Source organism: Bifidobacterium anseris (assembly GCF_002860345.1).
In the GTDB taxonomy this organism is placed as follows: Bacteria; Actinomycetota; Actinomycetes; order Actinomycetales; family Bifidobacteriaceae; genus Bifidobacterium; species Bifidobacterium anseris.
Map to the genome: position 1 here is coordinate 1 of NZ_NMYC01000001.1, position 22732 is coordinate 22732.

A 22732-nucleotide genomic window follows, 5' to 3' on the forward strand; every position below is an offset into this window, starting at 1 on the left:
AGCGGGAAGCCCGCTCCAAGATAAGGATTCCTTGCACCCCTTCGAGGGTGCGGCAGACCCCACATGAGACCATGTGGTCGATAGACCGGACGTGGAAGCCCCGCAAGGGGTGGAGCCGACCGGCACTAACGGTCGAAGACGACCCCCACCGGACACGTCGCGCGCACACGCACGCACCGGAACAACCGATACAGGGAGTCACACGATACAAGCATCAACACGAAACCGCAACGAACACCCGTTCCTTCCATACGAACACCTGCGCCCGCGTCCACCATCCGGTCCCCGAACCACCCACCAACCCCCACCCGGGGGTCGACCATGAATAACACAATACAGTCTTGCGGCGGTCACAGCCCAGGGGAGACGCCCGGTCCCATTCCGAACCCGGAAGCTAAGACCTGGCACGGCGATGGTACTGCACCCGACAGGGTGTGGGAGAGTAGCACGCCGCCGCACCCACACTTCACACGAAAGCCCACCACACGGTGGGCTTTCCCATATCCGGCGACTTCCACAGCCCACCCACACGGCGGGCTTTACCATATATGCGGCATCCACATGCACGCGACAGGCCCCGGCGAGACGAACAGCCTCGACCGGGGCCTTTCCGTATCCCAGCACACAGATCGGCATCTGCTTCCACAGTCATGCCCATATCACAGGCCTCGATAGGTATTCGCGTGTAGTCGTCGTGCACAAGCGGGAATCGACACGGTTGGCGGCATCGACGTTGTCGAGACACGTGACGAAACCATGGGCGGCAGAGGCATATGCGGTGGTATGCAACAGAGAATACGGAGAACACCGGCATGCGCAGCAGCGACACACAGCAGAGTCAATATATGACGGTGTCGGCGCGGAGCTCGTCAAGGAGATCCGCGCCGACACCGATGAGTGCGCGTCAGTTCTGGGGGAGGACGGCGGTATCGCAGGAGATGTAACGACGCTGCCACTCCAGGCACTGGTAGGTCTGCGTCGCATCGGAAAGCGCACGGTGCTCTTCGATGTCGGAGATGCCGTAGCGCTGAATCAGATCGACGAGACGATGCCGCTCTGAAGGGAACAGATGTTTGTCGATCGTCATCGTGTCAAGCGTCGGACGCATGAAATTGTTCGTGAAGCCCAACGTGCGATGTTCGGCTTCGGCGAGGAAGCCCATGTCGAAACGGATGTTGTGGCCGATGACGATGTCGTCCTCAAGGAAATCGATGAACGAGCCGAGCACGGCTTCGATCGACGGCATCCCCTCCACCATTTCATTGGTGATGCCGGTCAGTCGGGTGATGTTGGGCGTGATGAGCGTGCCCGGATCGATGAGCTGCTCGAAAGTGTCGACGATCCTGCCGTTGCGGATCTTCACCGCGCCGATTTCGGTGATGCGATCACGCTGCGCGCTCAGGCCGGTCGTTTCCAGATCGAGCGCCGTGTAATCTTTCGGTAGGCGTTCGGCTGGCCGAATGACTACGGACATCGTGATTCCTCTCTGATATCCAACGCACCCCGCGATCCTCCCGTCGACTACCTTGCACGGGGATCGGTCGTGCGCTGCTCCCATGTTGTTTTTCTAGTGCCGAGTCTAATGCAAAGCCGTCGAGGATGCCTCAGACGTTTCGGTTTATTTGCAAGGTGTTCGCAATCGGAGACGCTGTGCGGACGGTCGTTCCGCACTCCGGGAAGCGATGTCCGCAATCCGGCCGTCGGCGCGCGGACGACTATTTGAGCACCGGGAACTGCGAGGTGACCGTGTGTCCGTGGTCCATATACGACGTTGTCTCCTCCATCGCCTTGCGGATGTTGCTCGCCGTGATGTCATAGACCTCGTCATGATCCTCGTCGTTGGGCTGACATTTGAGCCGCAGTCGCATCTGATACCACGTCGCGTTGCCGTGCGTCGAAGAGCTCGGGCCTTCGTTGACGAAGCCGAAGCCCTGGTAGAAGTCGATGAGTTTCTCCTTGCAGGCGAGCACGATGCCGGCACGGTGCGCGATCGCCGTATCGAGGATGACGCGGCGCATCAGATAGGCCGCGCAGCCGCGATGCTGATAGACAGGCGCCGTATCGACGCCGAGGATCATCTGCCATGAGCCGTTCTCGTCATGCAGATCGGCCTGCTCGTACATCGCGTCGGTCAGGTCGGCGTCGTCGGTCGTCATGCCGTTGATGAAACTGACGAGCATGCCGTCGGCGAGATGCGCGGGGAAGCAGGTGTCCGATGCGTCGGCGTCCGGGTTGACGAGCAGCCAGAAATGCTCCGGATACGTTTCGATGCGGTTCGCGAGCCTCTCGATGTCCGCGGCCTCCTTGGGCGGGAAGCACGCCGATTCGATACTGGAAAGCGCATCGAGATCGTCCAAAGTTGCATGACGCACAAACATGAACACCATCGTCTCTCAAGGCATAGTCAACAACGCCGTCAGGACGGCCTTTGTTCAGCGTGGACGAACACGGCAGCCGCCGGAGACGGTAGCCCGGATGTGGGCTTCGATGTTTTCGACGCTGTGAGGGAAAACCACGAGCGCGGGGAACCGGCCACCGGCAGGCGAGTTATATTGCACGTAGAACGGTCATGCCTCGCCGGGAGGACCCGGTGGCGCGCCATCCACCCTCGCCGCGCACGATACGCGTCGCGGATGCGGCCGCCCCAGACATGACGCCGCACATGCGGGAACGTCACCGATATGACCGATATGAAGGAGCAGGGAATCATGGCCGGCAACGCACAAGGCACAGGACGATCCGCCGTCACGACGGCGGGGAAGCAGGGCAAAGTCAACGGCTCTCAGGCGACCGCCACGAAATCGGTCGTCAAACGCACGCTGACGACGAAGGATCTCATCGTCTTCGGCATGATCTTCATGGTGCCGATCGCACCGTTCTCGATCATCGCATCGGTCGCCTCCGTCTCCCATGGCATGCCGGCGATCGCCTACCTCATCGCGATGGTCGCGATGCTGTTCACGGCGCTGTCCTTCGGCATGATGGTGCCGCTGTTCCCGTCAAGCGGCAGCATCTACATCTACGCGTCGCATGAGATGAACGATGGCGTCGGTTTCATCGTCGGATGGCTGATGATCCTGCAGTATCTGATTACGCCTGCGATCATGCTGCTCATGGCGGCGAACGCGCTGCATGAGTATCTGCCGCATGTGCCAGTATGGGCGTGGTGCGTCGGCTTCCTCGTCATCATCACGGCGATTGCGATGCGCGGCATGGGCGCCACCGTCCTCGTCGACAAGCTCGCGCTCGCGGCCGAACTCATCGTGCTCGCGCTGTTCTTCGTCTTCGGCGTCATCTACGTGTGCAGGCATCCGCAGATCGCGCACTTCTCCGGCACGGCGTTCTTCAACCCCGCGAAGTTTGACATGGGCGCGATGATGAGCGCCGTCTCGCTGTGCGCGCTGTCCTATGTGGGATTCGGCTCGATCGTCACGCTCGACGACCAGTGCGTGCGTCCGAAGAAGGCACCGGGCAAGGCGATGATCATCATCGTCCTCATCCTCGGCTTCCTGTACATGTCGATGAGCTTCCTGACGATGTGCATGGACCCCTCCGGCAACATCCTGCAGGCGAACCAGAACAGCGGTTTCTATGAAGTGGCCGGACTCGCCGGCAAGTGGCTCGGCGTCGTCTGCGCCGTTGCGAATGCGCTTGCGCTCGGCCTGTTCACGTCGCTGTCCGGCATGACGGCGATCTCGAGCCTCATGTACACGATGGCCGTCGACGGCGGCCTGCCGAAGTTCCTGACGAAGTTCGACAAGAAGACGAACGTGCCGGTCGGTGCCACGCTGTTCACGGCCATCGTGAACCTCGTGCTCATCTTCGTGTTCATCTTCATGGGCCAGAACACGGCGGCGAAGGTGAGCAACTTCGGCGCGCTGTCCACCTACTGCATGCTCAACATCGTCGTCATCTGGGGACTGGGGATCAAGGCGCGCGGCTACCGCGGCCGTTCGTTCTGGCGTACGATCCTGTGCCCGCTCATCGGCGCGATCGTGACCTTCGTCATCTTCGTCTCGCTGGGATGGACCGTCTGGATCGTCGGCCTGATCTGGACGGCGCTCGGCATCGTCTATTATCTCGTGTGGACGAAGGGGATGCATCGCACGATGGACCTCGAACGCAAGGTCGCCTGAGCGTACCCTTGCCATATTTGACAAGCGCCGCCACGATATTTCGTCGTGGCGGCGCTTGTTTTTCTGATTGATTGGTGTGTTCGCGCGCATGTTGAGCATCGTATCGATTTTTGCTATAGCGACGCCGTCGTTTCGGCTTGTGAAGTGCCGTACAGTGTGTCAGGCAGGCACATGGAGGTCTGCGCACGGACGAACAATGCATTCGGATAATCGACATCGGCAAGGAGGTACGGCACATGAAATACGCAATCCTTGGAGCCGGCGGCATGGGCATCCAGTACGGCGTGCTGCTGCAGGAGCACGCGCACGCCGACGTCGACTTCATCGACGCGTGGACGCCAAATGTCGAACGGATACGCGCACAGGGCGGCGCGTCCGTGTCGCAGGACGGCGAAGGTCGCCACCTCGTGCCAATCGACGTGTACTACCCGGAGGAGTACGACGGCGACCCCGATGTGTGGATCGTCTTCGTCAAGCAGCATCAGCTCCCCGAGCTCCTCGCGCGCGTTGGCGGACGCATCCGCCCACGCCATCATGTGTTCTCGGCGATGAACGGCTACGGCCACTTCGAACAGCTCGCGCAGTACTTCGCGAAGGACCGTATCTATGGCGGCACAGCGCTCATCGGCGCATACGTCTACGGTCCCGGCGATTTCAACTTCACCGGGGGCGCGCATGCGAAGGCGATGCACATGTGCGCGTACGACGGCCACGACGCCGCCGATGATCCCGTCGAACTCGCGCTGTACCGCGATTTCCAGACGGCGACGCTCAATCCGACGATCGTGCCGCATTTCCTTGGCATGTGCTTCGCGAAGATCGTGTTCAACTCGGTGCTCAACACGTTGTGCACGATGTACGAGATTCGTTTCGGTGAATTCGCCGAACACCCAAGCGCGCCGGTCCTGACGCGCAGGCTCGTCGACGAAGCGTACACGGCGGCGGAACACGCCGGCATCACGCTGCTCGGCACGAGGGAAAGCGAGGTGGAGACGATAATGCATACGGCCGCGGTCGCGCACCCTTTGCATTATCCGTCGATGTATCAGGACCTTACGAGGTGCCGCCCGACCGAAGTCGACTACATCAACGGCTACATCGCGCGCCTCGGACGCGAACACGGCGCGCCGTGCCCACTCCATGAGTTCGTGACGCACGAAGTGCACCTCGCCGAGCATGCGTTCGCGATCCACCATCCCGACATCGCCGCACAGCAGGCGATCAACGGCCGCTGAGAGGGCGGCAACGCACAAAACGGCCATCGACACGGCCGCTGCGTGGCACACGGCCTGCGGCGGCTTGGGTGAACGCGCCCACAACCAAGTGCGAACGCACTCGAAATCAATCGTGAAACGTCGCGTGGAACAACACGACGCATATGAACATCATCATCTGAGCAAGCATCATCAAGGAGACGACAGCCATCATGACGACGAAGCAGCGCATCCACACACTCATCCGCACGGCGGCCGCCGTGCTCGCCGGCGCGGTCATCATCGCGAACAGCGCATGCGGCGGCGCGCGCAGCGCATCGGCCGAGCAGATCCCGACGCCGAAGGACGGCAAGACGACGACGATCACGGTCGGCGTATGCCCCGGGCCGTACGGGGAGATGATCGACGAGGTCATCGCGCCGCTCCTCAAGGACGACGGCTACATACTGACGACGAAGACCTTCAACGACTACGTGCAGCCGGACAAGGCGCTCGCCAGCGGCAAGATCGACGCGAACCTCATGCAGCACGGCAACTATCTGAAGAAGTTCAGCGCCGACAACAACCTCGACCTCGTGTCGCTCGGGCAGACGCCGACGCTCGGCCTCGGTGTCTACTCGAAGAAGTTCACGTCGATCGACGACATCGCCGACGGCGCGAGTGTCGCGGTCGCGAACGACGGGTCGAACCTCGCACGCAGCCTCGGCGTCCTCGAGCAGAACAAGCTCGTGACGCTCAAGGACGGCATCGACGCGACGAAGGCGTCGGTCAACGACATCGCCGACAACCCCAAGCACCTGAACATCAAGCCGATCGACGCGGCGCAGCTCGCGCGGTCGCTCGACACCGTCGACGTCGCGCTCGTGCCCGGTAACTATTCGTGGGCGGCGGGGCTCGACCCGAAGGACGCGCTCGCGCTCGAACGGCAGGACGACGGCGTCATCGAGGTGTTCGCGATCGCCGGGACGAACAAGGACACGCATTTCGCGAAGACCGTCGGCGAACTGCTCGACAGCGACGAATTCAAGAGCGCGATCGCCGCGAGCCGCTTCAAGGACTTCGGCAAGCCGGCGAGCTGGAACGAATAAGGGGAGACAATGGCGGACATCATCACATTGGACGACGTTTCGGTCGTCTTCGAACACGGCGGACGCCTCGTCGAGGCCGTCAGCCACGCGAACGTGCACGTCGAGGAAGGCGAGATCTTCGGGATCGTCGGCTTCTCGGGAGCCGGCAAATCGACGCTCGTACGCACGATCAACCTGCTCGAGCGACCGACGTCGGGCCGCGTCGTCATCGACGGACGCGACGTGACGACGCTGCGCGGGGCGGCATTGCGCGAACTGCGCAGCGGCATCGGCTTCGTCTTCCAAAGCTTCAACCTCATCGACAACGTGACCGTCGCGCAGAATATCGCGTTCGCGCTCAAGGCGGCGCATGTGCCGAAGGCGCAACGCCGGCCGCGCATCGAGGAGCTGCTCAGGCTCGTCGGGCTTGAGGAGAAGATCGACAGCTACCCGTCGCAGCTATCCGGAGGGCAGAAGCAGCGCGTGTCGATCGCGCGCGCCCTCGCGAACCATCCACGCATCCTGCTGTGCGACGAGGCGACGAGCGCGCTCGACCTGGAGACGACCGAGGAGATCCTCGCGCTGCTCAAGCGCATCAACGCCGAACTCGGCGTCACGATCGTCTTCATTACGCATCAGTTCGACGTCGCGAAGGCGATCTTCGACCACGTCGCCGTCATGGAACACGGCGTCATCGTCGAACAGGGCACGACGATTGACGTGTTCGGCTCGCCGCGCCACGAGACGACGCGCGCGCTCGTCGAACGCTATCTCGGCGTCGCGATTCCCAGACAGCTCGTGCCGCAGCTGCCGTCGGGACGCCTCATCGAACTGCGGTACAAGGACGAAGGCGCGTTCGAACCGCTCATCAGCGACGTCTCACGGCGTTTCGAAGTGTCGATCAACGTGCTGCACGGCAACGTCGGCTACTTCGGCACGCAGGCGATCGGCACGCTTATCGTGCTCGTGAGCGCGCGGCAGGAAGGGCAGCGGGGCGCGTTCGTCGTGCAGGCGGCGATCGACGAGCTCAGTTCGCGCGTCGCCGATGCGCGCGAACTGAGCGTCGCGCTCAACGACGACATAGGAGCGAGCGTCGACGCGATCTTCGTGGACGACGCATACGACGCGAAGCCGCCGGCGGCAGCGTCCGACGCATATGACGGTGTCGCATACGACGGCGACGCACATAAGGAGGTGCTCGCATGAACGAGACGACCGAAATCCTCAGGGAGAATCTGGGGCAGGCGCTGTGGGACACCTTCGCGATGGTCGGCATCGCGACGCTCGTCGGCGTCGTGTTCGGCACAGCGCTCGCGATTCTGCTGTTCCTCACGCAGCACCGGCTGTTCACGCCGAACAGGATCGTCAACGAAGCCGTCGGATTCGTCGTCAACGCGATTCGTTCGATGCCGTTCCTCATCCTGCTCGTCGTGCTGATTCCGCTCATCCAGCTGATCATCGGCGATCCGTACACGCCGGCGGGAGGCGCGATCGCGCTGTCGATCGCGGCGATTCCGTTCTTCGCGCGCGTCGCCGAAAGCGCGTTCCAGGAAGTGGACGACGGTCTGCTTGAGGCGGCGATATCGACTGGCGCGCCAGTGCGGCAGATCATTTTCGGCGCCGTGTTCCCGCAGGCGCTGCCCGGCTTCATCCGCGGCATCGTGCTGACGATCATCTCCCTGCTCGGCTATTCGGCGATGGTCGGCACGATCGGCGCCGGCGGCATAGGCGATCTGGCGATTCAATACGGCTACAACCGCTATGAGACCGGCGTGCTCGTCGCCGTCGTGCTGCTGCTCGTCGCCGTCGTGCAGCTCATCCAATGGGTCGGCGACCGCATTGCGCTCAAGGTCACGCATTGAGCGGCGCGCGCAGGCGGCTGCACCGCGGACGATGGCGGCAGCGGACGGCTCAATGGACGACAGCAACAGGAAAGGAACATCGATGGTGCAATTGCGATTCGCAGCGGTGACGGAGCAGATGCCGGCGAACGTCTTCGAAAGGATGGACAGGAAGGTGGCGGCCGCGCGCGCCGCTGGCGTCGACGTCATTGATCTGTCGAAAGGCAATCCGGACGGTTTTCCTGAAGCCTTCATCCGCGACGCGGCGCGCGAGGGCGTCGACGACCCGCTCAACGCGCGCTACACGCCGTTCGACGGCAAGCGGCGATTCCTCGAGGCGGCTGCCGGATGGTACGCGCGCGAGCACGGCGTGACGCTCGACCCGGCGCGCGAGCTGTTCGCCGTCGAAGGCGCCGTCGACGGTCTGGCGACGCTGTTCAGTGTGCTGCTTGACGCCGGCGACACGGTCGCCTTCGCTGATCCCTACTATCCGTCGTATCACTGCATGGCTGCGCTGCGCGGCGCTCGCGAGCTGCCGCTGCCGGCGCGCGCCGAACTCGGATGGCTGCCCGACCTCGACGCCGTGCCGGCACGCGTGTGGGACGACGTGCGCGTGCTCGTGCTCAACTATCCGAACAATCCGACCGGCGCGCAGGCGCCGGCATCGTTCTTCCGCCGGGCGATTGAACTCGCGCACCGCCACGACTTCATCGTGCTGCACGACTTCGCCTACGCCGGCCTCGGCGTGCGTGAGCAGCAGGTGAGCCTGCTGGAGGCCGTCGGCGTCGACGAACGGGCAATCGAGGTGTGCTCGCTGTCGAAGATGTACGCGATGGCGGGATGGAGGGCCGGATTTATCGCCGGTAGTGAACAGGTGGTTGACGTGGCGAGGAAATTCCATTATCAAATGGGTTCCATGATCACTTCGTTCGTACAGGACGCCGGCGCGTCCGCCCTGGAAAGCGACCAGGGCAGCGTGGCACGGCAGGCGGCGCGGTATGCCGCCCGCCGCGCCGTCGTCGCCGACGGCCTGCGCGGACTGGGCTATGATCTCTTCGATTCGCAAGGCGGACTGTATGTGTGGATGCGCGCACCCGAAGGCCTCGACGGCGACCGTTTCGCCGACGAGCTGCTCGAAGACGCCGGCGTCGCCGTGCTGCCCGGCTCCTGCTTCGGCCAAGTCGGCGCCGATCACGTGCGCCTGAGCCTGCTGCAGCCCCGCGAACGTCTCGTCGATGCCGTCGCGCGCATCGGCCGGTGTTGTTGACGTCGGATCATCGGCGCAAGTCATCCGTCGCGTGGCACAGGGACACCGCACGGCATGACGTCCATAATCAATAGCCACATAGTGGAATATCATGTGGTTTGGCAACAATCATCGGTCACACTCTCGGGAAGTCGTCACAGACTGAACCCGATGGCGGCGAAGGAGGAATCAGCGGATGCTCGACTGGTCGTTCATCGAGCGATATGCTCCGTTCTTCGTGAACGGCGCGTGGATGACGCTGTTCATCTCCGTGTTCGGCATCGCGCTCGCCATCATCACCGGCGTCGTATGCGCGGCGATACAGACGGCGCGCATACCGGTACTGCGGCAGATCGTCGCCGTGTACATCGAGATCAGCCGCAACACGCCGCTGCTCGTGCAGTTGTACTTCCTGTACTTCGGCCTGCCGAAGCTCGGCTTCGTCTGGTCGGCGGAGATGTGCGCAATCATCGGCCTGGGATTCCTCGGCGGCTCGTACATGGCCGAATCGATGCGCGCGGGACTGCAGGCGGTGCCGCAGATCCAGCGCGAGAACGCGTACATGCTTGGCTTCAACCGCCGGCAGACGCTCGTGCACGTCGTCATCCCGCAGGCAATCGGCGTGGCGACGCCGGGCATCGTCGCGAACGTCATCTTCCTGATCAAGGAATCGTCGGTCGTCTCGGCGATTGCGCTCGCCGACGTCATGTACATGGCGAAGGACCTGATGGGCATCACCTATGACACCTACGAGGCGCTGTTCATGCTCATCGTGACCTACCTGATCATCCTGCTGCCGATCTCGATCTTCGGCACTTGGCTCGAGAGGAGGTTCGACTATGCAAGGCGCTAACATCCTGCTCGAACCGGGCGTCTTTCCGCGCTTGCTGCAGGGCCTGTGGGTGACGATCTGGATCGCCGCCGTCTCGGTCGCGCTGAGCGTGCCGGTCGGGCTCATCTGCGGATGGCTGATGACGCTGCGCAATCCGATCATCCGGTTCATCATGCGCGTCTACCTTGATTTCATCCGCATCATGCCGCAGCTCGCGCTGCTGTTCATCGCATACTACGGCATCGCGCGCGCATGGAACTGGAACCTCGACGCGACCGGTGCCTGCGTGCTCGTCTTCATCCTGTGGGGCGGCGCCGAGCTCGGCGACCTGACGCGCGGCGCGCTGCAGTCGATCCCGCAGGTGCAGCACGAGACCGCGTACATGCTCGGACTGAGCAACTGGCAGGCCTTCGTCCATGTGATCCTGCCGCAGGCCGTGCGCCGGCTGCTACCGGGCTCGGTCAACCTCGCGACGCGCATCGTCAAAACGACGTCCCTCGCCGTGCTGCTCGGCGTCGTCGAGGTGATCAAGGTCGGCCAGCAGATCATCGACGCGAACCGTTTCCAATATCCGACGGGCACGCTGTGGGTCTACGGCGTGATCTTCCTGATGTACTTCATCGTGTGCTGGCCGCTGTCGCTCGTGGCGCATGCACTGGAGAAAAGGTGGACGAATGACTGAAACGACGCAGCGCAACAAGCATGAGGAGACGGTCGCGCTCAAGGTGACCGACCTGCGCAAGCATTACGCGGACGCCGACGCGAACGTATTCGACGGCATCTCCTTCGAGGTGCCCAAAGGCGACGTGCTCGTCATCGTCGGACCCTCGGGATCGGGAAAATCGACGCTGCTGCGCACGATTGCCGGACTCGAGCCGATCCAGGGCGGCACGATTGCTCTTGACGGCGAAGTCATCGAGACCGGCAAGCCCGGCAACGAGAAAAGCGGACGCGTCAAGCGCAGCGAGGAGCTGCGCACGAAGTTCGGCATGGTGTTCCAAAGCTACGACCTGTTCCCGAACAAGGACGTGCTCGGCAACATCACGATGGCGCCGTTGCTCGTGCAGAAACGCAAGAAGGACGAAGTGGAGCGCGAAGCGCTCGAACTGCTCGAACGCGTGCATCTTGCCGACCGGGCGCACGCGAAGCCGCACGAGCTCTCGGGCGGCCAGCGCCAGCGCGTCGCGATCTGCCGCGCGCTGATCCTGCATCCGGAGATCCTGCTGCTCGACGAAATCACGGCGGCACTCGACCCGGAGATGGTGCACGAGGTGCTCGAAGTCGTCGTCGAACTCGCCGACGCCGGACAGACGATGCTCATCGTCACGCATGAGATGAGCTTCGCGCGCGCGATTGCCGACCGCGTGATCCTGCTCTCGGACGGACGCATTGAGGAGCGCTCGTCGAACGCCGCGGAGTTCTTCACGCATCCGAAGACCGAACGCGCCCGCGAGTTCCTGCACTCCTTCGACTTCGAACGCCACCGCAACCGGGAGGCCGAGCGCGAACTCAATGATTTCGACGCCTCGTGAGCGGGGCGTCCGATGCGCACGGCGTCTCGTGAACGCGTGCGCGCGAACGAGACGACATCAAAGATTTGGCAACCACCAACAACGGAAGAGCACGGAAAGGAACGCAGATGAGCTCATCCATTTTCAACAAGCTGGGCAAGGCGATCGCGGCGGTCGGCGCCGCCGTCATGATGATGACGGCGGTCGCGGCATGCGGTCCGTCCGCGTCCACGCCGAGTGAAGCCGGCTCCTCCGATACGTCGAACACCTCGACAGCGAAGGCGCGCACGCTCGACGAGATCAAGAAGTCGGGCGAACTGCGCGTCGCCGTCTTCTCGGACAAGGCGCCCTTCGGCTACGTGGACCAGGACGGCAAGTACGCCGGCTACGACATCGAGTTCGCCGAGGCGCTCGCCAAGGGACTCGGCGTCAAGCCGGTGTACACGTCGGTCGACCCGGCGGCCCGCGTCGACGTGCTCGCGTCGAACAAGGTCGACGTGACGCTCGCGAACTTCACCGAAACGCCCGAGCGCGCCGAGAAGGTCGACTTCTCGAAGCCGTACATGAAGGTCTCGCTCGGCATCGTCTCGCCGGAGAACCATGAGATCACCGACGTCAGCCAGCTCAAGGGCAAGACGCTCATCGTCGCGAAGGGCACGACGGCGGAGACCTACTTCGAGAAGAACCATCCGGAGATCAAGCTGCTCAAGTACGACCAGTACGCGGACGCCTACAACGCGCTGCTCGACGGCCGCGGCGACGCGATGAGCACCGACAACACCGAGGTGCTCGCGTGGGCGAAGGCCAACAAGGGCTTCAAGGTGGGCGTCACCGACCTCGGCGACGTCGACGTCATCGCCGCCGCCGTGCAGAAGGGCAACACGCAGCTGCTCGACTACATCAACGACGAGATCGTCAAGCTCGGCAAGGAGAACTTCTTCCACAAGGACTTCGAGAAGACGCTCAAGCCGGTCTACGGCGACGAAGTCAACCCCGACGACATCGTCGTCGAAAGCGGCGAACTCGACAAGTGACCCCCAAGCCGCCATCGGGGTGGCCATACGTCCCGCATGGGTCTGCATGAACAGGTCCGAACGGCCCCGCGCATCCGATTGTCGGATGCGCGGGGCCGTTCATGTGCGGCGACATACCGTTCGTGCCGCCCTGTCCGGCTCCCGGAATCGCGCGGCGGCGGGCGGTGGCCGTACGCTACCGTGGAAATCGTTGTGCCCGCGCGGGCACAGGAAATGAGGAACCACCATGACCCCAGACACCATCGCCCTGATCGTCATCGCCGTCCTGCTGCTCATCGTGCTGTGCTGCTCGTGCTACATCGTGCCGCAGCAGCAGGCCTACATCATCGAACGCTTCGGCAAGTTCAAGAAGGTGACCTTCGCTGGCATCCATGTGAAGATCCCCTTCGTCGACCAGATCGCGATGAAGACGAACATGCGCGTGAGCCAGCTCAACGTCAAGATTGAGACGAAGACGCTCGACAACGTGTTCGTCGAGATCGTCGCGAGCACGCAGTACCGCGTTAACGCCACCGACGTGGCGAAGGCGTACTACGAGTTGCGCGACCCGGCGGGCCAGCTGCGCGCCTACATGGAGGACGCGCTGCGCAGCGCGATCCCGATGCTCACGCTCGACGACGCCTTCGCGAAGAAGGATTCGGTCGCCGCGGACGTGCAGCAGACCGTCGGCGCCGAGATGGCGCGTTTCGGCTTCACCGTCGTCAAGACGCTGATCACGTCGATCGACCCGAGCCCGGCCGTCAAGGCGGCGATGGATTCGATCAACGCCGCGCAGCGCGAGAAGGAGGCAACGCGTCAGCGCGCCGAGGCGCAGCGCATCCAGATCGAGACGCAGGCGGCCGCTGAGGCCGAGAAGGTGCGTCTGCAGGGTGAAGGTCAGGCGAACTACCGCCGCGAGATTGCGACCGGCATCGTCGACCAGATCAAGAGCCTGCAGGCCGTCGGCATGGACATCACCGAAGTGAACAACGTCGTGCTGTTCAACCAGTACCTCGACGTGCTGCGTTCGCTGTCCGATTCGCCGAACGGCAAGACCGTCGTGCTGCCGGCGTCGACGCCGGGCGGCTACCGTGACCTGTACGAGCAGATGACGAACGCGATGCTCACCGCGCAGGAGGACGCGCCGACGACGATGCCTCCGGCACCGCGCATCTGATAAGCGTCCGCCGCATGTGACACGCAGATGACAGTGGGGTCCGCAAGCCATCGGCTTGCGGACCCCACTGTCATCTGCGGTCGACGCGTCTATGCAGCGCTCAGGAGGCGAGGAACGCGGCGATCGGCTCGGCCGCCGCATAGCCGGCGCGGTACATGCGCTCGAGGCCTTCGTAGGTCTTCGACATCGTCGACAGCCCGTAGAGATCCTCCGGGGCGAGGATGAGCACGCGGCCCTCCTGCTCGTAGCGTTTGGCGAGCGCGACCTCGTCGTTGTAGGTGCGGTAGCGGTTGAGCAGCGCTTCGGCGGCGGCCGGATACGAGCGTGAGAGCAGCTTCGCCGGCGCGACGTCCTTGTGCTGTTCGCGCAGCACGTCCTTGAGGCGCGTGAGCACAACGACGATGCGGTCGTAACCGGCGTCGACGGCGCGCTGCACCGGGACCGGGTCGGCGATGCCGCCGTCGAAATACGGCACGCCGTCGATGACGACCGGCTTGCAGGCGACCGGCACGGCCGACGACGCCTTGAGAATCGTGTAGTCGTCGTAACGCATGTCGTGCTTCGTGAAATAGTGCGGCTCGCCGGTGACACCGTCGGCGGCGACGACGGTGAAGTCGGTCGGATTCGCGGCAAAGGTCTCGTAGTCGAGCGGATTCTCGCCGTCATGGTTGCTCAACGTGCCGTAGACGTAGTCGAGGTCGCAATAGTTGCCGGTGCGCACATAGGCGTCCATGCTCGCGTATTCCTTGCGGAACGCGTACTCGGTGTAGAAGCGGTGCGCGCGCGTGTTCTGCCCCGCGAGGAACGACGCGAGGTTTGCGCTGCCGGCGGAGATGCCGTAGGCGTGGTCGAAGCTGATGCCTTCGTCGAGGCAGCGGTCGAGGACTCCGGCGCCGAAGATCGCGCGGAAGCCGCCGCCGACATCGATGATTGCTGTGCTGTTGGTCATTCGAGCATTGTACGTCAGGCCCGCTGACCGCCTTCGCCGCCGGTTTCCAGCAGTTCCTCGGCGAGCGCGGCGACGCGCGGCGACGGATCGGAGTTCTCCAATGTGACGCAACCTTCGGCCGTCTCGGGCGCGAGCTTGCCGAGGGATTCGAGGATGACGTCGAGATGGTGGACGGTGCCGGCGTTGCCGTCGATGATCGCGACGCCGTCGGGCAGCAGTTCGCGGAAGTAGTCGCGGTAGAAGATGAAATGCGTGCAGCCGAGCACGACGGCGTCGATTGAATCGAGGTCGTAGCGGTCGAAGTAGCCGTGGAGCGTGCGCATGACGAGGTCGTGGTCGCCAAGACGGCCCTCCTCGACGATGCGGACGAGGTCGGGGCACGGCTGCGGGAAGATCGTGTGGTCGGATTCGAAACGGTGCATGAGCGCGGCGAACTTGCGTTCCCGCAACGTCAGCGGCGTGGCGGCGACGATGACGCGTTGGCGCTTGCCGTGGCCACGGTCGCAGGCGACTTTGAGCGCGGGCTCCATGCCGATGATCGGCAGGTCGTAGCGTTCGCGCAACGCGGCGGCGGCGGCCGACGTGGCTGTGTTGCAGGCGATGACGATCGCTTTCGCGTCCTGCGCGAGCAGATTCTCGACGATGCGTTCGGACAGTGCGCGCACCTGTTCCGGCGTCTTCGTGCCGTAGGGCGCGTGCGCGGAATCGCCGAAGAACACGATGCGCTCGTGCGGCATCTCACGCCGGATCTCGCGGACGACGGAGATGCCGCCCAAGCCGGAATCGAACACGCCGATCGGGGCCGACGAAGCCATGATGCTGCCTCCTGACAGAGCTGTTGTGCGCGCCGGGGGACGCGCCTGACACGCGTCATTATACGAAGCGGCGCGCATTGCCATATGTGTCGCTACGCGCATCGGGGAATCGAACGGGGTGGCTGTGCGGGTACAGTGAGGCGTATGAGCATTGCAACGACGGTATACAAGGCGCAGGGCACGGGCAACGACTTCGTCATGTTCGAGGACAAGGACGGCGCCTACGATCCGCAGCCCAAGGAGATCGCGGCGATCTGCGACAGGCACTTCGGCATCGGCGCCGACGGCCTGATTCGCGTCACGAGGCCGCAGTACGTCAAGGACATCAGCGAAGAGGAGCTCAAGGCCTGCGCCGACGGCGGCGTCGAGTGGTTCATGGACTACCGCAACGCCGACGGGTCGACTGCGCAGATGTGCGGCAACGGTTCGCGCGCGACGGCGCTGTTCATCCGCACGATGCAGGGCATCGACGGCGACGATCCGCTCAAGCTCGGCACGCGCGCCGGCATCAAGACGCTCACGCCGGTGGCGGACGACGATGAACTGGGCACGCATCTGTTCCGCGTCGACATGGGCGCATGGAAGATCGGCGACATCGACGCGCACGTCGTGACAGTGGACGGTTCGGACGGCGAGGGCAAGGGCACCTTCGTCGACATGGGCAATCCGCACATCGTGACCGTCGTCGAGGACGCGTTCAGTACGCTGCCGGTGCTCGAAGACATCGATCTCGAGACGGCTCCCGTCGTCACGCCGGCAATCGACGAGGGGCAGAACGTCGAATTCGTGCGCATTGACGAGATCGACGCCGGTGAGGACCACGGCGAGGCGACGATGCGCGTGTTCGAACGCGGCTGCGGCGAAACGCTGTCCTGCGGCACCGGACTGTGCGCGACGGCCGTCGTGCTGCATGCGAAGACCGGCGTCAACCATTGGCGCATCACCGTGCGCGGCGGCAAGGTGGACGTCGACGTGACCGGCGATGACGTCATGCTGACCGGGCCGGCGGCGATCGTCGCGAAAGTCGAGATGCTCTGAAGAAGATGCTGAAATAATACGAGCGGCCGTTGCCTCTGACATATCCGGAAGGCAACGGCCGCTTCGTTCAGCTTGCACGCAGCTGCATGCCGTAGGGAATGAACATCAGGCCGAACCAGATGAAATAGGCGATGATGGCGATTGCGACGAGCAACGCGATGGCGCTGACGACGATGCCGGCGATCGCCAGGCCGCGGCCGCGCAGCGTACGGTCATCGGCGATTCTCGAGAGCGCGACGATCGAGCAGGCGAGGCCGGCCGGCGGCAGCACCCACGCGCAGATGAAGCCGACGATCGCGAAGACGCTCCAGCGTTCAGGAGCGCGGGGCGGGACGGCGAACGGCGCGGGAGGCGGCACAGTGGGGGAGGCCGGGCGACCCGGCGGAATCGGCGTGGACATCAGACTCCTTGGCAATCAGCGGCGGGACAAGTGAGGCAATCGGCTCAAAATCGTCAGAAATCGGCGAGTCGGACGGACTCGGATGAGCTCAGACGAAATCAGACGCACTCAGACGAAGAGGTAGGTGCCGTCCTTGACGAGGATGAGCGTGACGAGCGCGACGATCCAGACGGCGTCGGCCATCAGATCGAAATTGAGCCGGTAGTAGGTGCGCAGGCCGGCGGCACGAGCCGGCAGCCCCTGCACGGTGACGGTCGCATGGCTGACGGCGATGAACTGGATCGTCGTCGCAAAGCACAGCACGAGGCACCACGGGCACAGCGCGTTGATGACGAACAGCGACTGCGAGGTCAGCCAATACGAGTAGGCGAGCGCGGCGAGGGAGCCGAACCACGTGCAGGCGGCGAACCAGCGCGGCATGCGCATGCGTGCAAGCCCGATGACGGCGATCGTGCAGAACACCGATTCGGCGGCGATGCCGAAGAACGCGTTCGGGTAGCTCAGGCCGGCGAATTTGACGATCTCCGACTGCCATGAGTCGGCGACGGCCGAGCACGAAAGCACGGCGTTGACGTCGCACGACAGCAGCTTGCCAGGTTCGCGCGCCATCTGCAGCGTTTCGGCGGACAGCACGAAGGAGACGACGAGGGCGATTCCGGAGGCGGCGAGCATGACGAGATACAGCCATGTGGAACCGTGACGCCAGCCGTGGGGCATGTCGGTGACGCCCGGTGCCGCCATGCTCTTGGGGACGGTGACACCGGGTTGTGCCATCCTCTGATGTGGGTGGTCGGATGATTGGGTGTGCTGCTGCCGGTTCGTTTGCATGATGTCCTCCTCGTTGCGTCGGGCATGCTCCTCGGCGCGTGCGATGACCATGCGCCGCTGTGGAACAGTGTACCGAATGTGGAATGGATGGGGTGAATCGGCGATTTCGACGCAACAACGCGTCCTGCGGCCGTCAAGCGTTTACGATGGAGGTATGGCGAAGGTAGCGATTGCGATGACACCGCCGACGAGCGGATGGGATATGCACTGCCACACGGTGTTCTCGGATGGCACGGAGACTCCACATGAGCTCGTGCGGCGCGCGAAGGAGATCGGACTGCACGGCGTGGCGATCACCGACCATGACACGACGGCCGGCTGGTCGCAGGCGCAGCAGGCATCAAGCGAACTCGGACTGCCGCTCGTGCGCGGCACCGAGATCACGGCGCAGGACGGCGACATCTCCGTGCATATGCTCGCCTACCAGTACGATCCGCGCAGCCGGCGCATCTGCGACCTGTTCCGTTCGACGCGCGCGGCGCGGCTCGCTCGGACGAAGAAGATGGTCGCGCTGCTCGCGAAGGATTTTCCGATCGACTGGGACGATGTGCTCGCCCAGGTCAAGGAGGGCGAACAGACGACGATAGGACGTCCGCACATCGCCGACGCGCTCGTCGCGGCCGGCGTCTATCCGGACCGTTCCGCCGCGTTCGCCGACGCGATCAGCTCGCACAGCAAGTACTACATTCCGACGCCGTCGCCGAGCACGGCCGACGTCGTGCGCGCGGTCGGCGAGGCCGGCGGCGTCAGCGTCGTCGCGCACGCCGCCGACCCGAGCCGCAACAGGACGTTGCTGTCCGACGAGCAGATCGCGCGACTGGTCGAGGAAGGACTCGACGGTCTCGAGGTGTGGCACCGCGGCAACCCTCCCGAACAGCGCGTGCGACTGCTCGGCCTCGCCGAACGCTACGGGCTGCTCGTGACTGGCGGCTCCGACTGGCACGGCGAAGGCAAACCGAACAAGCTCGGCGAAGGCCTGACCGACGACGCGACGGTCGCCGAGATCGTGCGCCGCGGCGCGATTTCGTTGTGGAAATAGCAGACGGCTGCGGAAATAGGTAAAAATACGCTGAGGGGCGGCGGATCCGCAGTGTTCTGCGGATCTGCCGCCCCTTTTTTGGAGTTGGAATCAGTCGCTGAGCGCGCCGAAGCCGACGGCGTGACGCGTCTCGGAGCCGATGATCGCATAGCCGAGCGCGTCGGCCGGCACGATGAAGCGGCGGCTCTTGTTGTCCCTCAGCACGATCGGTGCGTGCTGTTCGAGCGCCTGCGCGATCGTGTGCTCGATCTGCTCCGCCGGCTCGTCCGAGTTGAACGTGACCGGACGCGTGACGTTCTGGACGCCGAGTTCGATTTCCATATGATGCTCCTTAGGTCCTGATGATCGCTGTCCTTACGGTGTACAGCATTCTACGGCAGATCGTCCGCGGCATGCCATCGCGCTACGCGCATGGAATACGCGGGGAATAGGCGGCGAATACGTGTTTCAGCCCTGCGTGTGGGCGGGGGAGGAACCGTCGCCGGTCGCCGGATGCGTCGGCTGGGTCGTGTGAGTCTGCGCTGTGTTGGTCTGTGCTGTGTTGACTTGCGCCGGGACACTCATGGAGCCTGTCTGGGCGCTGCCGCCCTGATCGAGGCCGGCCTGCGCGTCGCGCATCGCCTGCTCCTCGCGTTCGAGCAGCGGGATGAGCAGCGTCTGCGCCTCCGGACCGTTCGACGACTTCGCGGCGGCGGACTGTGCGGACTGCGCGCCGACCGCATGCGCCTGACCGGTCGTGTCCCCACGTTCCTCGATGCCGATGACGATTGTCTCGCTCGACGAGGCCGCGATCTGGCGCGACGCCGTGTCGTCGGCGTCGACGACGCCGATCGCGTCGATCGGATGGGAGTCGGTGCGGTCGTCGCCGACCGGCTGGCGCACGGCCTGCGCCGCGCCGCCGGTGATGTCACGTTCGTCGGTCACATCGAAGATCGACGACGCCGACGCCGGCTGCGTGCTCGACGGGGCGGCCGCCTGGCGTCGCCGGGCCTCGTCCTCGCGCAGGAGCGTGTTCACGGTGACGGTGCTCGGATGCGCGCCGGAGGCTGTGTCGTAGCCGCGCGTGCGGTGCATCGTCGCGCCGAGCTGCTGGGCGAGATGATCGACTTGCGCCTTGAATTGCATGATGCGCGCGTTGTCGCCCTGCGCGAGCGCCTGCAGGAAGTCGCCGACCTGCTCCATCTGCACCCACAGGTTCGCACGCAGCATGATGAGGTCGTCGAGACGGTTGCCGAGGATGCGGCCGTAGGAGGAGATGACGGCGTTGCGATGCGTTTCGTCGAGCTTCGAGAAGATCCAGGCGAGGTCGCGCGCCGGATCGTTGATCTGCATCGCCTGCCAGTTCGTGATCGTCGTGATCGTCGAACCGGAGAAGATGAAATCGCCGTCGGCGTAGCCGCCGTGCACCGGGCACGTCATGAACGACCACAGGCCTTCGGTTTCGAGGATGCGCGTCCAGCTGTCGGTGATCTCGCCGGGCACATGGCCGGCCTGACGCAGCCGCTTGATCCACGATGTCAGCTGTGCGCGGATCTGGCCGGTCGTGTACGAGGGATAGCCGGATTCGGTGAGGAAGGTCGGGCGCAGCCGGTGCACGGCGCCGATCGCCGTGCCCACCGACGCACAGTCGTCGAGCGTGAGCAGTTCGAGCGAACGGGCGACGCCCTCCGGATGGGAGGTGACGAGCACCGACGCGCGCTCGGGGTCGTCACCGCCCGGCTGGAACGCGACGACGCGGTCGGTGGAGAAGCCAAGGCCGGCGAGTTCGCGCGCGCGTTCGACGACCTGCGCCGCGCGCACGCGGCCGGCGAGACGACGCTTGCCCGCCGCGCCGTCGGTCGCATAGACATTGTAGAGATGGCCGCGCAGATCCTGCACGACGGCCTGGTCGATGCCGGCCTGCGCATCCGTGTCGTTCTCCTGTTCGCTGGCGCGCACGCCGACGACGGCCGCATCCGGCATCGCCGCCGAGGCCAAGGCCGCCAACATCAGATTGCTTCGTTCACTCACAGCGGCCATTTTTCCATGCGGAGCGTACAAGCCGACGCACAAACACAAGCATTGCAACGTTCCGCGGGCGTCCGTCGCCACACGGCGGCAGAGGACCGACCGGCCCCGTGGCACAATGGTCGGCATGCAGGCATCAGCGCAGGAGATTCTCGACGGACTCGACGACGCGCAGCGGCGCGCCGCGACGAGCGTGGAGGGGCCGGTCCGCATCATCGCATGCGCCGGCGCCGGCAAGACGCGCACGATCACACGGCGCATCGCCTACGCGTGCGCGACGGGTGCATGGCGTGCCGGCGCGACGCTCGCCGTGACGTTCTCGGTCAAGGCGGCGAACGAGATGCGAGAACGGATCGCGGCGCTCGGCGTCGACGGCGTGCACGTCGCGACCTTCCATTCGGCCGCGCTCGCGCAGCTGCGCGAAGTGTGGAACGAACTGTGCGAGGGGCCGTTCCCGCAGCTCGCCGAACGCCGTACCGACCTCGTCGCGCAGGCATTTGTGCGCGCGCTCAACCGCGAGCCGGAACGACGAGCCGCGCTCGACGTCGAACGTGAAATCGACTGGTGCAAGGTCTCGCTGATCGCACCCGACGACTACGAACGTGTCTGCGCGGCGACGCGACGCGAGCCGCCCGCGCAGCTCGACGCGCGCCGCTTCGCCGACGTCTACGGGCAGTACGAACTCGAGAAGACGGCGCGCCTGCAGATCGACTTCAACGACATCCTGCTCATGTGCGCGCATGTGCTCGACGCCTTCCCCGAGACGGCCGCGCACATCCGCGAACGCATCGGATGGCTCACCGTCGACGAATACCAGGACGTGTCGCCGCTGCAGCACCGGCTGCTGCGCGGATGGCTCGGCGGCAACCGCGACATCTGCGTCGTCGGCGACCCGGCGCAGACGATCTACTCGTTCGCGGGCGCGACGAGCTACTATCTCGACGATTTCGAACGCGAGTTCGCGCCACTCGCCGCGAACATCGAACTGAGCCGCGACTACCGTTCGACGCCTCCGGTCATCGCGCTCGCGAACCGTGTGCTCTCGCGTTCGCCGGAGCGCGACGACTATCTGCGGCTGCGCGCCGTGCGTGACGGCGGCCCGCGCGTGACGAGTGCGATCTACGGCACCGATGCCGAGGAGGCGCGCGCCGTTGCCGCGGCAATCCGCGGCATCGTCGCGCAAGGCGGACGCGCCGCCGACTGCGCAGTGCTCACGCGCATCAACGGCCAGCAGGCGCCTTTCGTGCGCGCGCTGCGCGAGGTCGGCGTGGCATATCAGGTGCGCCGCGACGCCGGCTGGCAGCAGTCGGCGATCGCGGAGGCGCCGCCGGCCGACGCGTCCGCGATCGACGACGCGGCCGGCGCGCGCAGCGGCAGGGCGACGGTGAGCACGATTCACGCGTCGAAGGGTCTCGAATTCAAGCACGTATTCCTCGTCGGGCTGTCCGACGGGTTGATGCCGTTCCATGCCTCCGACGATCCGACGACGCTCGAGGAGGAGCGCCGTGTGCTCTATGTGGGCGTGACGCGCGCCGAGGACGCGCTCCATCTGTCCTATGCGCGCCGCATGAACGAGGAAAGCGGCTTCGTCAGGGACGTAAGCCGCTTCCTTCGCTGAA

22 protein-coding genes and 2 rRNA genes are annotated in these 22732 nt (G+C 64.5%); 16 read left to right on the forward strand and 8 right to left on the reverse strand.

The genetic code is table 11. The annotated features are described in order from the left end of the window. Together CGZ88_RS00005 and rrf are read left to right on the forward strand one after the other, a co-directional pair. Positions 1-148: ribosomal RNA gene (locus tag CGZ88_RS00005) — 23S ribosomal RNA — on the forward strand; the annotation flags it as partial. A gap of 194 nt (positions 149-342) precedes the next feature. Next, positions 343-459 (forward strand): 5S ribosomal RNA (gene rrf / locus CGZ88_RS00010). Between the two features lie 445 nt (positions 460-904). On the opposite strand, the gene CGZ88_RS00015 is transcribed toward rrf, so the two are convergent. Both CGZ88_RS00015 and CGZ88_RS00020 read right to left on the reverse strand, forming a co-directional pair. Next, the gene (locus CGZ88_RS00015) at positions 905-1474 is read right to left on the reverse strand and encodes a 3'-5' exonuclease (protein ID WP_034523783.1); all 570 of its coding nucleotides are present in this window, start codon (positions 1472-1474) and stop codon (positions 905-907) included. Between the two features lie 241 nt (positions 1475-1715). Next, the gene (locus tag CGZ88_RS00020; protein ID WP_101671080.1) at positions 1716-2378 is read right to left on the reverse strand and encodes a GNAT family N-acetyltransferase; all 663 of its coding nucleotides are present in this window, start codon (positions 2376-2378) and stop codon (positions 1716-1718) included. Between the two features lie 303 nt (positions 2379-2681). On the opposite strand from CGZ88_RS00020, the gene CGZ88_RS00025 reads away from it, so the two are divergent. From CGZ88_RS00025 to CGZ88_RS00075, 11 genes are all read left to right on the forward strand, one after another. Continuing rightward, on the forward strand, positions 2682-4136 hold the full coding sequence (locus CGZ88_RS00025) for an APC family permease (protein ID WP_231371436.1): 1455 nt from the start codon (positions 2682-2684) through the stop codon (positions 4134-4136). A 236-nt stretch (positions 4137-4372) separates the two neighbouring features. Further along, positions 4373-5371 carry a ketopantoate reductase family protein gene (locus CGZ88_RS00030; protein ID WP_026645248.1) on the forward strand — a complete coding sequence of 333 codons (999 nt, stop codon included), beginning with the start codon at positions 4373-4375 and terminating at the stop codon, positions 5369-5371. Positions 5372-5562: 191 nt separating this feature from the next. After that, the gene (locus CGZ88_RS00035) at positions 5563-6438 is read left to right on the forward strand and encodes a MetQ/NlpA family ABC transporter substrate-binding protein (protein ID WP_026645247.1); all 876 of its coding nucleotides are present in this window, start codon (positions 5563-5565) and stop codon (positions 6436-6438) included. 9 nt (positions 6439-6447) lie between these two features. After that, entirely contained in the window at positions 6448-7623 is a 1176-nt protein-coding gene (locus tag CGZ88_RS00040; protein ID WP_051198629.1) for a methionine ABC transporter ATP-binding protein, read from the forward strand. Continuing rightward, the gene (locus CGZ88_RS00045; protein WP_026645246.1) at positions 7620-8279 is read left to right on the forward strand and encodes a methionine ABC transporter permease; all 660 of its coding nucleotides are present in this window, start codon (positions 7620-7622) and stop codon (positions 8277-8279) included. Before CGZ88_RS00040 ends, CGZ88_RS00045 begins: the two co-directional genes overlap by 4 nt. Positions 8280-8361: 82 nt before the next feature. Then, positions 8362-9525 carry a pyridoxal phosphate-dependent aminotransferase gene (locus CGZ88_RS00050; RefSeq protein ID WP_423734388.1) on the forward strand — a complete coding sequence of 388 codons (1164 nt, stop codon included), beginning with the start codon at positions 8362-8364 and terminating at the stop codon, positions 9523-9525. Between the two features lie 175 nt (positions 9526-9700). Next, positions 9701-10357, forward strand: a complete 657-nt coding sequence (locus CGZ88_RS00055; RefSeq protein WP_026645244.1) for an amino acid ABC transporter permease — start codon at positions 9701-9703, stop codon at positions 10355-10357. Further along, complete coding sequence (locus tag CGZ88_RS00060) at positions 10344-11018, forward strand: amino acid ABC transporter permease (protein ID WP_026645243.1); 675 nt, start codon at positions 10344-10346, stop codon at positions 11016-11018. The genes CGZ88_RS00055 and CGZ88_RS00060 overlap by 14 nt, the downstream gene beginning before the upstream one ends. After that, on the forward strand, positions 11011-11868 hold the full coding sequence (locus tag CGZ88_RS00065) for an amino acid ABC transporter ATP-binding protein (protein WP_101670824.1): 858 nt from the start codon (positions 11011-11013) through the stop codon (positions 11866-11868). The genes CGZ88_RS00060 and CGZ88_RS00065 overlap by 8 nt, the downstream gene beginning before the upstream one ends. 107 nt (positions 11869-11975) lie before the next feature. Beyond that, positions 11976-12881, forward strand: coding sequence for a cysteine ABC transporter substrate-binding protein (locus CGZ88_RS00070; protein WP_101670825.1), 906 nt, complete (start codon positions 11976-11978; stop codon positions 12879-12881). A gap of 226 nt (positions 12882-13107) precedes the next feature. Beyond that, positions 13108-14037, forward strand: a complete 930-nt coding sequence (locus CGZ88_RS00075) for an SPFH domain-containing protein (protein ID WP_101670826.1) — start codon at positions 13108-13110, stop codon at positions 14035-14037. 100 nt (positions 14038-14137) lie between these two features. Here the strand turns inward: CGZ88_RS00075 and CGZ88_RS00080 are convergent, their stop codons facing one another. Both CGZ88_RS00080 and murI read right to left on the reverse strand, forming a co-directional pair. Continuing rightward, on the reverse strand, positions 14138-14986 hold the full coding sequence (locus tag CGZ88_RS00080) for a patatin-like phospholipase family protein (protein ID WP_034523781.1): 849 nt from the start codon (positions 14984-14986) through the stop codon (positions 14138-14140). Positions 14987-15000: 14 nt separating this feature from the next. Continuing rightward, positions 15001-15801 carry a glutamate racemase gene (murI, locus tag CGZ88_RS00085; protein WP_026645238.1) on the reverse strand — a complete coding sequence of 267 codons (801 nt, stop codon included), beginning with the start codon at positions 15799-15801 and terminating at the stop codon, positions 15001-15003. 144 nt (positions 15802-15945) lie between these two features. On the opposite strand from murI, the gene dapF reads away from it, so the two are divergent. Next, positions 15946-16839 carry a diaminopimelate epimerase gene (dapF, locus tag CGZ88_RS00090; RefSeq protein WP_026645237.1) on the forward strand — a complete coding sequence of 298 codons (894 nt, stop codon included), beginning with the start codon at positions 15946-15948 and terminating at the stop codon, positions 16837-16839. A 67-nt stretch (positions 16840-16906) separates the two neighbouring features. Here dapF and CGZ88_RS00095 read toward each other — a convergent pair whose 3' ends face one another. Both CGZ88_RS00095 and CGZ88_RS00100 read right to left on the reverse strand, forming a co-directional pair. Further along, a complete protein-coding gene (locus tag CGZ88_RS00095; RefSeq protein WP_026645236.1) occupies positions 16907-17239 on the reverse strand; it encodes a DUF4190 domain-containing protein in 333 nt (110 codons plus the stop codon). A gap of 108 nt (positions 17240-17347) precedes the next feature. Beyond that, the gene (locus CGZ88_RS00100; protein ID WP_026645235.1) at positions 17348-17980 is read right to left on the reverse strand and encodes a vitamin K epoxide reductase family protein; all 633 of its coding nucleotides are present in this window, start codon (positions 17978-17980) and stop codon (positions 17348-17350) included. A gap of 241 nt (positions 17981-18221) precedes the next feature. Between CGZ88_RS00100 and CGZ88_RS00105 the strand changes: the two genes are divergently transcribed. Continuing rightward, positions 18222-19106: a PHP domain-containing protein gene (locus CGZ88_RS00105; RefSeq protein WP_026645234.1), complete on the forward strand. Its 885-nt coding sequence runs from the start codon at positions 18222-18224 to the stop codon at positions 19104-19106. Positions 19107-19196: 90 nt separating this feature from the next. On the opposite strand, the gene CGZ88_RS00110 is transcribed toward CGZ88_RS00105, so the two are convergent. Both CGZ88_RS00110 and CGZ88_RS00115 read right to left on the reverse strand, forming a co-directional pair. Next, the gene (locus CGZ88_RS00110) at positions 19197-19427 is read right to left on the reverse strand and encodes a DUF3107 domain-containing protein (RefSeq protein WP_026645233.1); all 231 of its coding nucleotides are present in this window, start codon (positions 19425-19427) and stop codon (positions 19197-19199) included. A gap of 126 nt (positions 19428-19553) precedes the next feature. After that, positions 19554-21125 carry a phosphotransferase gene (locus CGZ88_RS00115; protein WP_423734389.1) on the reverse strand — a complete coding sequence of 524 codons (1572 nt, stop codon included), beginning with the start codon at positions 21123-21125 and terminating at the stop codon, positions 19554-19556. Positions 21126-21240: 115 nt separating this feature from the next. On the opposite strand from CGZ88_RS00115, the gene CGZ88_RS00120 reads away from it, so the two are divergent. Beyond that, on the forward strand, positions 21241-22731 hold the full coding sequence (locus tag CGZ88_RS00120) for an ATP-dependent helicase (RefSeq protein ID WP_101671082.1): 1491 nt from the start codon (positions 21241-21243) through the stop codon (positions 22729-22731). The last annotated feature ends 1 nt before the right edge of the window (position 22732 follow it).

Excerpts from the sequence above, each read along its gene's own strand:
- CGZ88_RS00015 (WP_034523783.1), bottom strand. The coding sequence starts at position 1,474 with ATGTCCGTAGTCATTCGGCCAGCCGAACGCCTACCGAAAGATTACACG.
- CGZ88_RS00020 (WP_101671080.1), bottom strand. The coding sequence starts at position 2,378 with ATGTTTGTGCGTCATGCAACTTTGGACGATCTCGATGCGCTTTCCAGT.
- CGZ88_RS00025 (WP_231371436.1), top strand. The coding sequence starts at position 2,682 with ATGACCGATATGAAGGAGCAGGGAATCATGGCCGGCAACGCACAAGGC.
- CGZ88_RS00030 (WP_026645248.1), top strand. The coding sequence starts at position 4,373 with ATGAAATACGCAATCCTTGGAGCCGGCGGCATGGGCATCCAGTACGGC.
- CGZ88_RS00035 (WP_026645247.1), top strand. The coding sequence starts at position 5,563 with ATGACGACGAAGCAGCGCATCCACACACTCATCCGCACGGCGGCCGCC.
- CGZ88_RS00040 (WP_051198629.1), top strand. The coding sequence starts at position 6,448 with ATGGCGGACATCATCACATTGGACGACGTTTCGGTCGTCTTCGAACAC.
- CGZ88_RS00045 (WP_026645246.1), top strand. The coding sequence starts at position 7,620 with ATGAACGAGACGACCGAAATCCTCAGGGAGAATCTGGGGCAGGCGCTG.
- CGZ88_RS00050 (WP_423734388.1), top strand. The coding sequence starts at position 8,362 with ATGGTGCAATTGCGATTCGCAGCGGTGACGGAGCAGATGCCGGCGAAC.
- CGZ88_RS00055 (WP_026645244.1), top strand. The coding sequence starts at position 9,701 with ATGCTCGACTGGTCGTTCATCGAGCGATATGCTCCGTTCTTCGTGAAC.
- CGZ88_RS00060 (WP_026645243.1), top strand. The coding sequence starts at position 10,344 with ATGCAAGGCGCTAACATCCTGCTCGAACCGGGCGTCTTTCCGCGCTTG.
- CGZ88_RS00065 (WP_101670824.1), top strand. The coding sequence starts at position 11,011 with ATGACTGAAACGACGCAGCGCAACAAGCATGAGGAGACGGTCGCGCTC.
- CGZ88_RS00070 (WP_101670825.1), top strand. The coding sequence starts at position 11,976 with ATGAGCTCATCCATTTTCAACAAGCTGGGCAAGGCGATCGCGGCGGTC.
- CGZ88_RS00075 (WP_101670826.1), top strand. The coding sequence starts at position 13,108 with ATGACCCCAGACACCATCGCCCTGATCGTCATCGCCGTCCTGCTGCTC.
- CGZ88_RS00080 (WP_034523781.1), bottom strand. The coding sequence starts at position 14,986 with ATGACCAACAGCACAGCAATCATCGATGTCGGCGGCGGCTTCCGCGCG.
- murI (WP_026645238.1), bottom strand. The coding sequence starts at position 15,801 with ATGGCTTCGTCGGCCCCGATCGGCGTGTTCGATTCCGGCTTGGGCGGC.
- dapF (WP_026645237.1), top strand. The coding sequence starts at position 15,946 with ATGAGCATTGCAACGACGGTATACAAGGCGCAGGGCACGGGCAACGAC.
- CGZ88_RS00095 (WP_026645236.1), bottom strand. The coding sequence starts at position 17,239 with ATGTCCACGCCGATTCCGCCGGGTCGCCCGGCCTCCCCCACTGTGCCG.
- CGZ88_RS00100 (WP_026645235.1), bottom strand. The coding sequence starts at position 17,980 with ATGGCGGCACCGGGCGTCACCGACATGCCCCACGGCTGGCGTCACGGT.
- CGZ88_RS00105 (WP_026645234.1), top strand. The coding sequence starts at position 18,222 with ATGGCGAAGGTAGCGATTGCGATGACACCGCCGACGAGCGGATGGGAT.
- CGZ88_RS00110 (WP_026645233.1), bottom strand. The coding sequence starts at position 19,427 with ATGGAAATCGAACTCGGCGTCCAGAACGTCACGCGTCCGGTCACGTTC.
- CGZ88_RS00115 (WP_423734389.1), bottom strand. The coding sequence starts at position 21,125 with ATGGCCGCTGTGAGTGAACGAAGCAATCTGATGTTGGCGGCCTTGGCC.
- CGZ88_RS00120 (WP_101671082.1), top strand. The coding sequence starts at position 21,241 with ATGCAGGCATCAGCGCAGGAGATTCTCGACGGACTCGACGACGCGCAG.